Origin of the sequence: Streptomyces sp. NPDC047022, from assembly GCF_040644155.1 — a bacterium.
In the GTDB taxonomy this organism is placed as follows: domain Bacteria; phylum Actinomycetota; class Actinomycetes; order Streptomycetales; family Streptomycetaceae; genus Streptomyces.
Map to the genome: position 1 here is coordinate 24707 of NZ_JBEYVV010000004.1, position 15246 is coordinate 39952.

Sequence of the window (15246 nt, forward strand, 5' to 3'; positions counted from 1 at the left end):
GCCTCCGCACCCCGTCTGGTGGGCTGGTTACGGGATCTGGTCGTAGAGTGCGGTCACCTGGTTGGCGGTGAGCGCGTAGTTGTACATCTGGGCGCCGCTGATCTCGCCCGGGAAGTAGTCCGTCGTCGCACCGTTGTACTGGGCGGCCCCGGCGTTGAGGGTTCCGGTGGCCTTCCACGGCGTGATGCCGGTCGCGGTGCTGACGAGGCTGCCGTTGGCGTAGAGCTGTGCTGTCTGGGTGGCGGCGTTGTAGACGCCGACGAGGTGGGTCCAGCTTCCGGAGACGGCTGTTCCGCCGAGGGCGCCCTTGAAGGAGGGGCTGGTGGTGTCCGTGGTGGGGAAGTCGAACGACCACTTCGGTGACCCGCTGCTGTAGTCGTACTTCAGGTAGAACGCGCTGTCGGTTGTGCCGTTCGCGGAGAACGCGGTGGCGTTCCTGGTCGGTGTGCTGGAGAGCTTGACCCAGGTGGAGATGGAGAAGCTGGCCGAGGTGTCGAGGACATCGGTGTTGGCGCTGGCCGCGGAGTCGGTGCTCCCGTTCAAGGAGAGCACGGTGTTGCGGGTGGTGTCGGTTGCCCAGGTGGCCGAGCCGTTGAGGGTGAGCGGGTTGTTGCCGAGGTTGGGGTCGGTTCCCACGGCGTTGAGGGTGTTGAGGGTGTCGGTGGCTGCGGTGTCCGTCGCGATGGGCATGCCGTTGCCGTCGTCGAAGTTCCAGCTGTCCTCGGGTGACAGGAGAGCGGTGCTCAGGGCGCCGAAGGCGGCCACTGAGAGGTTCGCGTGGTCGCTGCTGTCGGCGGCGGTGGCCAGTTTGTCCTCGCCGGTGGTGCTGTCGGTGACGGCCACGGCGGCGTTGAAGTCGGCGAAGTAGACGGCGGGTGTGGCCCAGGGGTTGCCCAGGTTCATACCGCCGAGGAAGGCGTTCACGGTGGTGCGTGCCGCGTCGACGGTGCTGCTGCACGCATCGTTGGCGCTGGCACCGTCACCGGTGAAGCCCTCGCACGGGGTGAGTGACGTCAGGACGACATTGATGCCCCAGCCCTGGAGCTGCTGGACCAGCGCGGTGTAGCCGTTGCCGTCCAGATCGTCGCTGCCGGCGCCGGCGAGCACATCCTCCAGGCCTTCGTCGACGATCACGGTGGTGACGCCCGGCTGGTCCAGGATGTCGCGGTCCAGCCGGGACAGGGCCGCGGGGCCGCCGATGGTGGTGCTGTTGTAGGTCTCGGGGTTGTCCTTCATGAGCTGGTTGGACTCGATGCCCTCGGCCAGGACCCCGTACGGGCTGGGGGTGGAGGGTTCGGCGGCGGTCAGCGTGTCGGAGACGCGGTAGCCGTTTGAGTTGGGCGGGGTCGTGTTCGGCTGGAAGGGGTCGACGAGGTTGTCGCCGAGTACCGCTTCGGTCGGCACGTTCGCGGACTGGACGTCCAGGCCGGTCACGAGGTCCGTGAAGTTGCCGTATTTGGCGGCGCTCGTGGTGAACGCGGTGGTGCTGGTGCTGGTCGTGAGGTCTCCGGAGCCGGTGGAGGTGATGTATTCGTAGGAGCCGTTGGCGTAGGAGTGCTGCACCAGGTAGGGCACGGAGTTGCTGAGCTGGTAGGAGACCAGCAGGTACTGGTTCGCACTCACGGTGAAGGACAGCGGGTCGCTGTAGGCCATGCCGCCCTCGGGAATCGTGACCGCCTGGCTGCCGCCGAATTTCAGCGTGGTCGGTGTCGTGGACGGTATGGCCCCGATCGCGGTCGGGGTCGAGCTCAGCGCGATGGTGGCGTGGCCGATGGACAACGGGCTGGTGCCGAGCGCGTTGTCCAGCTTGACGCGGACGGTGCTGCCGGACACCGACGGCTTGAGCGCGATACGGAAGGTCTGGTTGGAGAAGTTGCTGCCCAGCAGGTTGTAGTTGCCCTCGGTGGCATTGGCCCAGGCGCCGGTCCAGGACTGCCCGGACGACGCGGCGGCGTAGCTGCCGTTCACCTCGGCGGTGCCCGCGGTGGTGTTGCGGGTGCCCATGGAGAAGATGTGCAGGCCCTGCTGGTGGGACGCCACGGCGGTGGTGACATCCGGGAGAGTGACCGAGGCGATCGTCTTCGACGCGTCGATCGGTACCGAGAACGCGAACAGGCTCCGTGTGGTGGCGGTCTGGGAGCTGCTGCTGTTGAAGTGCGGGAGTTCGACGGCGGAGATCGGACTTGCGACAGTCCAGTCCGGGACGGTCAGGTCGTAGTTGGTGCTGGTGCCGTCCGTGTAGTGGATGGTTCCGCTCGCCGCGCAGGCGTAGGTCGTATCGGTTCCGTTGAAGCAGTACGATCCGCTCACCGCTGTCCCGCTGGGCACGTACGGCGCGGTCTCGTCACCGGCGATCGCCCCGGGGTTGCTCATCGCGGCCGCGGCCGAGGTGGCCAGGAACACCAGGGCGTTGCCCGAACCCGAGTAGGTGACGGTCTGGTTCGCGGCCAGCACGTTGTCCTTCTGACCGGAACCGAAACTCGGCAGGGCCAGGGTGGCGCCGTCGACGGTGACCTTGCCGCCGCTGTTCCAGCCGGCGTTCGCCATGTCGGTGGCGGAGAAGCTGTGGCCGGTGCCGTCCAGGTCGGCCTGGCTCTTGTTGCTGTCGGAGCTGATGCCCACGTTGTTGTAGCAGGCGGACAGGCTGGTGCAGGTGCTAGCCGCGTGGCCTGCGGCGATGAAGGTGTAGGTGGCGTCGCCGGAGACGTCTCCGGCGCCGTCGACCGCGTGCACGTACAGGGTGTGCGGGCCAGGCGACGGCGGGGTGACCTTGATGGTGGCCTTGTTGCCGTTGGCGGTGATGGTCTCGGAGGCCGGGGGGTTGCTGGTGGGCGGCGCGACGTCGAGGTTGTAGACGAACTTGGCGGCCGTGGTGCCGGAGCCGTCGATGTCGAACGAGCCCGTAGTGCCTGCCGCCGCGCCGACCGAGGAGTCGGTGACGTGCGTGTTCGGGTAGAGGTTGTTCTCCGAGGTCACCGCCGGGGTGTCCGGGGCGGTGGGCTCGGCGGTGAAGTGGCAGGTCGGCGAGCTGGTGTAGGACGTGGTGTCCATGCCGTCGGTGACCTTCACGTCCCAGTCGACGATCTTGCCGTTGGTCAGCGAGGAGATGAAGCTGGAGGGCAGGGAGGCGGTGGCGTAGCTGCCGGAGGCCAGGTTGTCGCCGCTGGTGAGAGTGGACTTGCTGGACGAGCCGTCGACCCAGTACTGGAAGGTGGCCTGGAGCTTGTCGCCGTTGGGGTCGGACACCTTGGCCTTCAGCACCGGAGGCGTGGAGGCGATGGTCTTGCCCATGTACGGATACGGAGAGGAGGTGTCGCAGGCCGCGTCGTCCGCGCCGGACACGGCGGACATGGTGTTCGCGGACGGGTTGTTCGGCGCGTTGTTGTAGAAGATCTGCAGCGTCGGGTTGTGGTCGAACCGCTTGAACCCGAGATCGTTGTGCGAGGACTCCATGGAGTCCTCGCTCAGGGTCGCGGTGAAGCTGCTCCAATGCCCGCTGGCCGCGCTCTTGATCGGGGTGAGCACGTTGAACCCGTGCGTGACGCTCCCGTTGCCGGAACAGTAGGTCGGGTTGTAGGCCGGCCCGTAACTCTGCGAGGTGGAGTAGCTGTCGTAGCCGGGACGGTTGCTCCAGTCGGTGCCGGAACCAAGGCCATTGGACCAGTGCAGATTCACCGTCGCGGTCGTCGAGCAGGACGCGGAGTAGATGTCGGTGGCATCCACCTCGGCGCTGTCGATGTCCGCGCCCCAGATGGTCTTCGACAGGCTCCACTGGTAGATCGCGTGCTCGTCGCCGGTATTGCAGTCGCCCTCGACCCAGCCGTTGTAGCCGACCCCGAGATAGCCGTCGTCGGCGAGGGAGGAGGTCTTGTTGTAGAACGAGGTGCCGGGGCAGCCCTGCTTGACCTCATCGAAGGCGGGCTTCTGATAGTCCGTGGGGTGCCAGTTCACGGACGGGTCGATGTACACCGGCCACACGGTGTTCTTCGCCGTGAGCATGGCATGGTCAGGGATCAGGGCCAGCGCGCCGGTGGCAACCTTCGTGGTGACGGGCGCGATGCGCGCGGCCAGGCCCGGGTGCGCGGCGTCGGAGGCGTCCGCGGCGACCTTCGCGCCAAGGGGCTGGTGACGGTCTGCGCGCAGGGTGCGGTTGGAGTCCCACTGCAGGGCGGTCGGCGCGTCGGCGACGGCGTTGCCGTGCGCGTCGGTGATCTTCAGGCCGCCGTCAAAAGCCGCTGCCAGGTGGCCGCCATGGACGGTGGTGGCCAGGCGCAGCGTGGCGAGCTTGGGGTTCTTCGCGGCGGCGGCGGAATGGACGACGAGGGTGTCGCTGAGCCCACCGGCGGGGGTGGCACTGACGCGCAGGTCGACGCCGGGAAGCACGGACGCGTAGGTGGCCGTCGCGCCGGTCACGTGTGGTGCGGGCAGCATGGTGGGCCAGGACAGGGACAGTGAGACCTGGCCGGAGCGCGTGACGGCCAGCGGACTGGTGCCGCCGCCGGAGAAGGACACGCTGCCGTACGCGGTGGCCTTCGGCGCCCAGGCGCCGTCCGCCCGGCGTGCCAGCGTCAGATCGACCGGGACCCAGCGGCCGGACTGTTCGGTGCGTACCGGCAGCGGATTGGCGGCCATGCCGAAGCGGCCGTCCGGCAACGCCTCGACCTGCGCGGTGGGGCTGGTCAGCGAGGACACCACGACCGGTTTGCCCGTGGCTCGCGCCCGGACTCCCGCGGCCTGCATCGCGGCCTGGTCGGCCGGGGTGGGGCCGTACCCGCTGGGCAGCGGCGTCAGGCCCTTCGGGGCAGCGACGTGCTTCACGGGTGGGGCACTCGTGCCGGACACCTGCAGCCCGTGACCGGTGGGTGCGGCAGCCACGGCGGCGTGGACGGGCGCCACACCAACCGCGCTTACCCCCAGCACCACCAGCCCGGCCAGCGCCGCGCGCTGTCTTCTGCGGCGCGTTCTCGCGCGGAATATGTGCATCGGATTCCTGTCTCTCGACATCAGCCGGAAAACGGCCTCAGCGAACATACGAGGCACAGTAGTTGGCTGACACACGGGACAATTTTTCTGTGAGTCGGCGCAACTGACATCAGGTCACCATTTGTCCCGCTATGTCCATGTCAATCACTTGATCAAGGAAGTAAAGATTTGATCAGAGGGTCTGGTTACTGAAGCACTGCCTAACTAAGTTCCCTCACTGGTTTTCATGATCGGTTGTTGTTTGTCTGGGGGCGGTTCACTGTGAAATCCGGGACTCGACGCGTTACGGCCATAAGGCGGTCACGTGCCGCCGCACGGCTGTTGCGCGGCCTGGGCGTGAGCGTGGTCACCACGGCTCTCGCCGCGGGCACGCTCGCCGCGGCCCCCGTACAGTCCGCGGACCGCAAGCCACCGACGGCGGCGCACACCAAACCGGTACCGGTGCATCCCGTCACCTCCCACTACCGGGCCCCGAAGAAGCTACTGACCAAGCCGTCGGCCAAGGTCGTCTGGCCCTCCGGGACAGCCACCGTCACCGTTCCGGCCGCCCCGGATACGGGCACCGGCAGGACAGGAAAGACGAAGGGCTCCGCTTCCGCCGCGCCGCCGGTGCGTGCGGGCACGCTGCCCGTCTGGCTCGGACCGCTCACGAACAGACCAGGCAAGCCGGACAAGCCAGGCAGAAAAAGACCCAGCCGTCAGAGCACCTCGGCCGACGTGGCCTCCGCCTCAGCTTCCTCCTCCGCGGCGAGCGCGCAGGTGCGGGTGCTGCCGCAGAGCGCTGCCAGCGCGGCCGGGATCGGCGGTGTTCTGCTGGAAGTCTCCCCGAGCACGGCCTCCCGGCTGCATCTCTCTCTGGACTACAGTTCCTTCGCCGGCGCCTTCGGCGGTGACTGGTCCTCCCGGCTTCGGTTCCAGATGCTGCCCGGCTGTGCCCTGACCACACCTCAGAAGGCGTCCTGCCGGGTCGGCACCCCTCTCGCGACGAGCAACGACACGCATGCCCGGCGACTCGGCGCGGACCTGCCCACGCCCCGCGTGTCCTCGGTGCCGGCCAAGAACGCGTCGCCCTCCGAGCGGACCGGCGGCACTGCTCGCACCGCGACCGCTTCGGCGTTGGCGCAGCCCATGGTCCTCGCCGCGTCGTCCACGTCCTCGGGCGGCGGAGGCGGGGACTTCACCGCCACCGATCTCAAGGCATCGGGGTCCTGGCAGGCGGGCGGAAGTGCCGACGCGTTCACCTGGTCCTACCCGATCAACGTCCCGGCTGTTCCCGGCGACCTTTCCCCGAACCTCTCCCTGGGCTACGACTCGCAGTCCGTGGACGGGCTGACGTCCTCGACGAACAACCAGGCCTCCGTCGTGGGCGACGGGTTCTCCCTCAGCGACAACTTCATCGAGCGGTCCTACCAGTCGTGTCACCAGAACGCGTCGGGGACGACGAAGACCTGGGACAACTGCTGGTCCTCCGACAATCAGCTGACCATGTCGCTGAACGGGCAGACCACGACGCTGATCAAGGACGACAGCAGCGGAGTATACCACGCGCAGGATGACACCAATGAGAAGGTCGAGTACCTGACCGGCGCCACGAACGGCGCCCAGAGCGGCGAGTACTGGCGTGTCACCACCGACGACGGAACGCAGTACACGTTCGGTCTGAACGAACTTCCGGGCTACTCGTCCGGGAAGGCGACGACGAACTCGGTCCTCACCGAGCCGGTGTACGCGACCAGTTCCGGTCAGCCCTGTTACAACTCCACCTTCGCCAGCTCCTACTGCCAGCAGGCGTACCGGTGGATGCTGGACTACGTCAAGGACACCCACAGCGACACGGTGTCTTACTTCTACACCGCCGACACCGCCTACTACGCACGCGACCTCGGTACCACGGCGAACACCCCGTACATCCGCGACGCCTACCTGTCGAAGATCCAGTACGGGCAGCGTGACGGCTCCGTCTACAGCACCAGCCCCGCCGGGCAGGTCCTGTTCACCTACAACGGCCGCTGCAACACCTCCTCCACCGGCTGTGCCACCTCGACGCTGAGTTCCTCGACGTCGTCGTCCTGGCCGGATGTGCCCTACGACCAGTACTGCGCCCAGAACGCCTCCTGCTCCAACAACGCCCCGACGTTCTGGTCGGAGGAGGAACTGACCGGTATCCAGACGCAGGCACTGGTCGGCTCGACCGAGACGAACGTGGACTCCTGGGCCCTGGCCTACGCCTTCCCCGCGACGGGGGATGCGACGACCGCGTCACTGTGGCTGTCGTCGATCACCCTCACTGGGCAGGACACCAGCGGCGGCGGCTCCAGCTCCTCCATCGCGGCGAAGCCGGTGACGTTCTCCGGCACACCGCTGTCGAACCGGGTGAACCTCACCGACGGCTACCCACCGATCACCCGCTACCGGCTCAACACCATCACCACCGAGACCGGCGAGATCATCAGCGTCGGCTACTCGGCGCCCGCGTGCGGCTCGTCCACACCGTCGGACCCGAGCCAGAACACCTCCCTGTGCTACCCGGAGTACTGGACACCGAGCGGGCAGACCAGCCCGGTCGAGGACTGGTTCAACAAGTACATCGTCACCGGGGTGACCGAGCAGGACCCGACCGGCGGCGGTGTCAGCGACACCATCGCCACCACCTACACCCCCGTGGGCTCGCCCGCCTGGCACTACAACGACAACCCGCTGACCCCCTCCGCTGAGCGGACCTGGAGCCAGTGGCGTGGCTACCAGGGAATGAAGGTGACGGTCGGCACCTCGCCCGACCCGCAGACGGAGACCGACTACACCTACTTCCGGGGCATGGACGGCGACACCCTGTCCGGCGGGAAGACCCGGACGGCCACGGTCACCGACTCCCGCAGCGACACGGCCATCACCGACGCGGACCAGTACGCAGGTCTGACCTACGAGGCGATCGTCTACAACGGCAAGGGCAGCAGCAGCGTCGTCACCGACACCGTCACCGACCCCTGGACCAGTTCGGCGACCGCCACCCACGCCCTGTCCGGCGGCCTGCCCTCCCAGCAGTCCTTCCACACCGGCACCGCCAAGACCCGCGTCTACACCCCGCTCGCCTCCGGAAGCACCCGCGAGACCGAGACGGACTACACCCACGACTCCTACGGCCGCGTCACCAAGACCGACGACCTCGCCGACGTCTCCACCTCCAGCGACGACCTGTGCACCACCGTCACCTACGACGACAGCACCTCCGCCTGGATCCTGGACACCCCGGACGAGACACAGACCGTCTCCGTCAAGTGCGCCACCACCCCCACCCTGCCGGGCAACGCCGTCTCCGACACCCGCACCTACTACGACAACGCCACCACCTTCGGCACCGCCCCCACCACCGGCGACGCAACGACGACCCAGCAGGCCAGCAGCTACAGCGGCTCCACCCCCACCTACACCACCCTGTCCACCACCACGGTCGACGAGTACGGCAGGACTCTGACCGCGACCGACGCGGACAGCCGCAAGACCACCACCGCCTACACCCCGACCACCGGAGCCGAACCCACCGGTGCCACGGTCACCGACCCGCTCAGCCACACCACCACCACGGTCTACGACCCGCTGCGCGAACTGCCGACGAAGGTCACCGACGCGGCCGGATACGTCTCCTCCGCGCAGATCGACGCCCTGGGCCGGACCACGGCCGTGTTCAAGCCAGGCGTCACCGCCGCCACCGCCAAGTACAGCTACTCCGTCTCCAACACTGCCCCCACGGTGGTGACCACGCAGACACTGAACAACGACGGCTCCACCTACCGCACCAGCGAAACCCTCTACGACGCACTGCTGCGCACCCGCGAGACGCAGACGGCGACCGAGGACGGCGGGCGGGACGTCACCGACACCGTCTACAACACCGACGGCCAGGTGGCCAAGACGGCCGCCCCGTACTACAACAAGGGCACGCTGTCCTCGACGCTGGTGCAGGCCCAGGACGGTGACATCCCCTCGGAGACGGGCTTCACCTACGACGGCGCCGGCCGCAAGACCGCGCAGACCGCCTACGCGCTCGGTAGCCAGACCTGGCAGACCACCTACACCTACGGCGGCAACTTCACGACCGCCGTGCCGCCCGCCGGCGCAACCGCGCAGTCGGTGATCACTGATGCCCGCGGCCGGACCACCGACCTGTACCAGTACCACTCCGGTGTGTCGGCGGACCCGGTCAAGGACTCGTCGTCGGACTACTCCGACACCAAGTACACCTACACGCCCGACGGGAAACAGGCCTCGGAGCAGGACGCGGCGGGCAATTCCTGGTCGTGGACGTACGACCTGCTCGGCAGGCAGACCAAGGCCGTCGACCCCGACACCGGCACCACCAGCAGCACCTACGACAACGCCGGCCAGCTCCTGACCGTCACCAACGGCGACAACGACCAGGCCACCTACAGCTACGACTTGGACGGCCGCAAGAGCTTCGCCTACGACACGACCGGCGGTGCCACGGCCTCCAGCAGCAACGAGATCGGCGCCTGGACCTACGACACCCTCAAGAAGGGCTACCCGACCGCCAGCACGTCCTACCAGAAGGGCACCACGAGCGCCGCGGTCACCAGCACCACCCTGGCCTACAACAGCTTCGCGCAGGCCGCCGCCAGCAAGATCACGCTGGCCAACCTGCCGTCCAACGAGTCGGCCCTGGCACCCTCCAGCGGCTACATCACCTCCTACAGCTACAACACCGTCGGCGCACTGACCACGCTCGGCGACCCTGCTGAGGGCGGTCTGCCCTCCGAGAACATCGGCATCGGCTACGACACCTACGGCCAGCCCACCAGCCTCGCCAGCGGCGGAACCACTGCCTGGAGCTACGCCACCGCCATCGGCTACGACGAGTACGGCAAGCCGGTGCAGTACACGATGGGCCCGTCGACCAGCTGGGTCGACCTCACCCTCAGCTACGACGCGCAGACCAACGCCGTCACCGACGCCAAGACCACCGACTCCACCAGCAGCAAGGTCGTCGACGACACCGCCTACAGCTACCAGAACACCGGCGTGTCCAAGGGTGCCGGACTGGTCGTGGCCACCGCCGACAAGCAAAACGGCGGCGCCACCTCCGACACCCAGTGCTTCACCTACGACTACGCCACCCGTCTGAACGCCGCCTGGACCGCCACCGACGCCTGCGCCGCCACCCCGAGCACCGGCAGCAGCAGCTCCGTGGGCGGCACCAACCCGTACTGGCAGAGCTGGACCTTCGACACCGCCGGTGACCGCCTGACCGAGACCGACCACGACACCGGCGGCACCACCAGCAAAGACACCACCACCACGTACCACTACCCCACCGCCGGTTCGTCCTCCGACCAGCCCCACACCCTCACCAGCACCACCGCGAGCGGACCGGGCGCCACCGCCAACACCGCCAACTACGTCTACGACGCCTCCGGCAACACCACCGCCATCACCGGCGGAGCCCTCGGCAACCAGACCCTCAAGTGGAACGACCAGGGCAAACTCTCCACCGACACCACCACCGCCGGCGGCACCAGCTACCTGTACGACAGCGACGGCAACCTCGTCCTGCGCACCGACCCCAGCACCGCGACCCTCTTCATCGGCGACGCACAGATCACCGAGAACCTCAGCACCAGCGCCCTGACCGGCACCCGCTACTACAGCGTCGGCGGCGCCACGGTCGCCGAGCGGTCCAGCACCGGCGACATCCAGTACCTGATACCCGACCGGCAGGGCACCGACCTGCTGACCGTCGACTACAAGACCCAGGCCGCCACCCGCCGCCAGTACACCCCCTTCGGCACCACCCGCGGCACAGCCCCCACCACCTGGCCCGGCGACAAGGGCTACGTCGGCGGCACCCCCGACACCACCACCCAGCTCGAAAACCTCGGCGCCCGCGAATACGACACCCAGTCCGGCCGCTTCCTCTCAGCCGACCCACTCCTCGAAACCACCGACCCCACCCAGATCGGCGGCTACGACTACGCAGGCAACGACCCCATCACCAGCAGTGACCCCACGGGTGCGATGGCCTGCGAAAGCCCCGACGAATGCGGCGGCGGAGCCCAGTACGGCAACAACACCCCGACCCGGCACAGCCACGGCAAGCCGCTCAACGACCCCTCCTGGGGTTGCAACGGCTGCGACGGCGACAGTTACAACGGCAGCCACAACTACGGCGGCGGCTATACCTACACGCCCAGGAAACACCTGAGCAGCGCCACGACGGGCGGATGCGGCGCCAACCGCAGTTGCAACGACAACCCCCAGCAATGGGCGAACCTCGACGCCGCAGCGAACGCCGAATCAACCAAGCAGAAGATCTCAGACTACGAGAACGTCGCCATGATCGGGGGAGGCTTCTTTTTCGCCATCCCTGTCGCGAGCGCGTGCATCGATGTACCCGTCATCGCCCCAGGATGCGTCTCCGCCGGAGGCAAACTCTTCAGCGCCGTGAACTCAGCGTTCAGCGGGGCGGACGAAGGCGGGCCGGAAGAGCCCGGCACAAGCCCCCCTTGCAGTTTCGCCCCCGAGACACCGGTCCTCCTGGAAGACGGCAAAACCAAACCCATAGGCAAGATCAAGACCGGCGACAAGGTCCAGGCAGCCGACCCCAAGACGGGCAAACACAAGGGCGCACGCACCGTCCAACACGTGTGGATCAACCACGACCACGATCTCCTCGACCTCACCATCCGCACCAACGACGGACACACCGCCACCCTCCACACCACCGCCAACCACCCCTTCTGGAACGACACCACCCACACCTGGACCGCCGCCGGCAAACTCCACCACGGCGACGCCCTCAACACCGCCAACAACACCCACGCCTACGTCGTCTCCACCCACACCACACCCGGCACCGCAAACCGCTGGAACCTCACCGTCCAGCAACTCCACACGTACTATGTTGTGGCAGGGACCACGCCGATCTTGGTCCACAATTGCAATGGTGCCCAGACTGCAGTCTCGGACCTGCGCGCTTCGGGCCAGGTTGGCGCCAAGCGGAACATTGCTGCAGCGGAGGTTGCGATAGATGGTCAGGATTCTTATGTGCTCAGCTCGGTGAGCGGTGATGCCGAGCGTGCCGGGACCGTTCCTACCGTTGGCTCTGAAGGGAATCCGCAGCGCTTCATTCCCCAAGCGACGGGAAGTAATACGCGGTTCTCTGATACTGAATTCAAGCTGTTGAACAGTATTGCGAACCGACTGGGACCCTCCTCGGACTCGATCGCTGGGACCATCAACCTTCACTCAGAGCTACCCATGTGTGATTCCTGCAGCTCGGTAGTCTCGCAGTTCAGAGACATGTTCCCGGGCATCGACTTGAACGTGACGACCGGATAGGTAGCGCACAGTGACGGACATGACGCCAGCCCACCAAGCTGTTGAGATGGAAGACCTTGAAGCTATCCGTAGTCTTCTCGATCGAGGGACTGATATCAATGAGGAGCATCAAGGTCTAACTCTCCTGCACCACGCCATCGATATCGAGATCGACGGTCACACTCAGACCGGTGACCCTCTCCATGTAGATGTAACTGCCTATCTCCTCGCCCGAGGTGCTGACCCGCAGCGCCGCTCTGGCGGGGGGAGCGGAATTACGGCCGAGCATATGGCGCTTACGCGTGGTCATTGGCTGGCGTCCTGCCTAATCGAGGAGTGGATCCGTACGCATCCCAATGGAGCTTCGCGCGTTTGACGGCAGCGCTGACGGCAACGGCGGTGGACGGAAGGAGCCCCGCACGGTGGTGACGGTGCGGGCTCCTTGGCACTCTGGCTTGTTGGGCCAGCGAAGGTGGGTGGCGGCGAGGGGTCGGTCGTCGGCGTCGGCGAGTGCCCGGCCTCGGGCTTCGATGGCCTGATGCTGGAGGCGGAGCCGGACGTGGGCGTAGACCTCGGCGGTGACGGCGATGTGGGCGTGGCCGAGGAGTTCCTTGATTGTGACCAGCTCGACGCCTTGCTTCCAGTAGCAGGGTGGCGCACGTGTGGCGAAGACCAGGTTCCGTTCCTCCCAGGCTTCTCCGGCGGCTTGGCGTTCGGTGTCCTGGGCCTGGCAGTGCTGGGCGAGGGCGGTGAGGCAGGCTGCTCGGATGGCAATGCGGCGTTCGGCGGCGTGGGTTTTGGTGGGGTAGAGGGCGGTTCCGCCGTTGGGGGCGTTCTGGAGGGTACGGCGGATGCTCAGGGTGCGGTTCCCGGTGTCGAGCCCCCTATTTTGACGCGGAATTGCTTTATGCATGCCTGGATGTCACTCAAGCCCCCCAGATCAACGGGGCGACTTCGGGGGCGTGCGCGCCATCTCTGATTCCTCTTCCGCTGTGACCGCGGGATGTGCACGGTAGGTGGTTGCCGGCTGGCGCCCGCGGGTGCCGCTGCGCTCTGACAGGAGCGCCCGCACGAAGCCGTGCTCCTCGAGGAGCCTCAGGGCAGGGCCCGTAGAGCTCACGGTGGGGAAGGCGCGGCGGCGGGCCGTGACGAGTTCGTGGGCTTTGAAGCTGGTCACCTTCGTCCGGCGGATCCAGTCGAGTACCAGCTCGGCCTTCTCGGTGTTCTCGTCGGCTTCCATGCGGTCGAAGGCCGCGAGCGCGTGCGCGGTGTAGTACTCGCCGATCGAGATGGCGCGCTCGATCGTGGAGGCCTCGATGGGCTCGCCCCAGTGACCGGTGACGCGGTCTGCGAGATGGAGGAGGGCGGCGATGCGGGTCACGGCACCGACGTACTTGCCTGCCCAGTCGTCGATGTGGCCCAGAGTGCCCTCCGGACGGAGCTTGGGCTCGACGTCCTGTTGGAGCTTGATGACGGCCTGGTCGGCGGGGCCGGAGCACTTGATGGTCGTCGCCTCGGGGAGGTTTCTGAGCGTGTGGATCAGGGTTGTGAGGCGGGATTCGTAAGACCTGGACGTCTGCTCCGGGACCGGAGGTACCACTACTTTGCGGTAGCCGACCGTTGAGGCCGGGAGCGAGAAGAGGAAGCGGGCCATGAGCCCTCGGCCGCGGGCTCCTGGGGTTTGGGCAAGGTCTGTCAGGACTGTGGGCTGGAGCGTGATGCCGATGGTGAGGGCAGGCTTCTCAGCGAAGTCAGTGTCGCGGGTGATTCGTTCGGCCCGCAGGCGCTCTCCCTTGTGGCCCTTGAGGAAGACGCCGAGGTTGGGGCGGGAGCTGTAGCGGCCGGCGATGACGTCGAAGAGGTCGCCTTCCGGTGACAGGACACCCAGGCGGCCATGGATCGCCAACAGCTTGGTCAGGGTCTCGGTGGTGAGGTCGTCGTCCGCGGTCAGGCGCGGCACGGGCGGAACGGTGATCGCGTCTGCGTCCATGCGTAGCCCGGAAGCCTCAGCGACCAGGGAGGCAGCGGAGACTGAGTCGTCGGCCTTGCGGGCCTTGGTCATGACGGCCTCGGCTCGAGCCTCCGCTGCTTCCTTCTCGACAGTGGCCTCGATGATGGAAGAGCGAGCATTTTCCTGCAGGGCTGCTTCGATGTCGTAGATCGGGCGGGTCATGGCAGCGAAGACGTCCGACTTGCGTGAGGCTGGCGGCATCGCGACGACCAGGTAGAGGTTTGTCTGCTCGACCCATCCGTCCCGGATCTGGACGTGGACGCGCCCGCCGGCTGCCGTGGAGAGCGAGGCGAGTGCCATGGCGGCAGCCATGTCGGCGGGGGTCTGCGTGAACTCGGCGACAGCACTGACCTGTTCGGCTACCCAGGTCGGGAGAGCGTTGACCGGGAAGGTGGGTAGCGGGCCTTGCTGGCCGAGCGGGGTCGCAGCGGGCCAGCGTTCCTCGACGGTGGTGAGGTCGAGTGCTTGCCGTGCTGTGGCGAGCAGCTCGTCGTGGTCCTCGCCGGACTCGCGCGCCGCCTGGATGAGGCGGGTGCCGAGCTCGGCGATCTGCCGCCGCTTGGCGTGTTCGCGCACGATGGTCGCGTAGTACTGCCCGGAGCGGGCCGTTGGGGCAGCCCCGTAGAGGGTGTGCAGGTAGGACCGTCCGCCGACGCGCTGCAGGTCGCCGGCCTTGTCCAAGTGGTCGCTGAGGAAGACCGGGTCTGGCGGAGTGCCTGCCTCTACGAGGATCAGGATCGCGCGCCAGATGGTCTCGTGGGCCGGACGGTAGAAAACCGCGGGGTCCTGGCCGAGCTCCTTCTCGACCTCGTCCAGGACCGCGGGGTCGGCCATGACGGCGCCGATGACGATCTGCTCGGCCTCGGTGCTGTTCGGCGCTTCGGACATTGGGATGACGTTGGCGCCGGGGGCGTGCTGGGGCG

At 67.2% G+C, this 15246-nt stretch carries 5 protein-coding genes; 2 read left to right on the forward strand and 3 right to left on the reverse strand.

The window, feature by feature from the left end; translation table 11 throughout:
• Positions 1-27: 27 nt before the first annotated feature.
• The gene (locus tag ABZ845_RS06825; protein WP_360973791.1) at positions 28-4983 is read right to left on the reverse strand and encodes a LamG-like jellyroll fold domain-containing protein; all 4956 of its coding nucleotides are present in this window, start codon (positions 4981-4983) and stop codon (positions 28-30) included.
• Between the two features lie 336 nt (positions 4984-5319).
• On the opposite strand from ABZ845_RS06825, the gene ABZ845_RS06830 reads away from it, so the two are divergent.
• Both ABZ845_RS06830 and ABZ845_RS06835 read left to right on the forward strand, forming a co-directional pair.
• Entirely contained in the window at positions 5320-12333 is a 7014-nt protein-coding gene (locus tag ABZ845_RS06830) for a polymorphic toxin-type HINT domain-containing protein (protein ID WP_360973794.1), read from the forward strand.
• A gap of 19 nt (positions 12334-12352) precedes the next feature.
• Positions 12353-12688: an ankyrin repeat domain-containing protein gene (locus ABZ845_RS06835; RefSeq protein ID WP_360973797.1), complete on the forward strand. Its 336-nt coding sequence runs from the start codon at positions 12353-12355 to the stop codon at positions 12686-12688.
• Here ABZ845_RS06835 and ABZ845_RS06840 read toward each other — a convergent pair.
• Entirely contained in the window at positions 12638-13225 is a 588-nt protein-coding gene (locus ABZ845_RS06840) for a hypothetical protein (RefSeq protein ID WP_360973800.1), read from the reverse strand. The two genes, ABZ845_RS06835 and ABZ845_RS06840, sit on opposite strands and share 51 nt — an antisense overlap.
• A 27-nt stretch (positions 13226-13252) precedes the next feature.
• On the reverse strand, positions 13253-15211 hold the full coding sequence (locus ABZ845_RS06845; protein WP_360973803.1) for a DUF3987 domain-containing protein: 1959 nt from the start codon (positions 15209-15211) through the stop codon (positions 13253-13255).
• Between the last annotated feature and the right edge of the window lie 35 nt (positions 15212-15246).

Excerpts from the sequence above, each read along its gene's own strand:
- ABZ845_RS06825 (WP_360973791.1), bottom strand. The coding sequence starts at position 4,983 with ATGCACATATTCCGCGCGAGAACGCGCCGCAGAAGACAGCGCGCGGCG.
- ABZ845_RS06835 (WP_360973797.1), top strand. The coding sequence starts at position 12,353 with ATGACGCCAGCCCACCAAGCTGTTGAGATGGAAGACCTTGAAGCTATC.
- ABZ845_RS06840 (WP_360973800.1), bottom strand. The coding sequence starts at position 13,225 with ATGCATAAAGCAATTCCGCGTCAAAATAGGGGGCTCGACACCGGGAAC.
- ABZ845_RS06845 (WP_360973803.1), bottom strand. The coding sequence starts at position 15,211 with ATGTCCGAAGCGCCGAACAGCACCGAGGCCGAGCAGATCGTCATCGGC.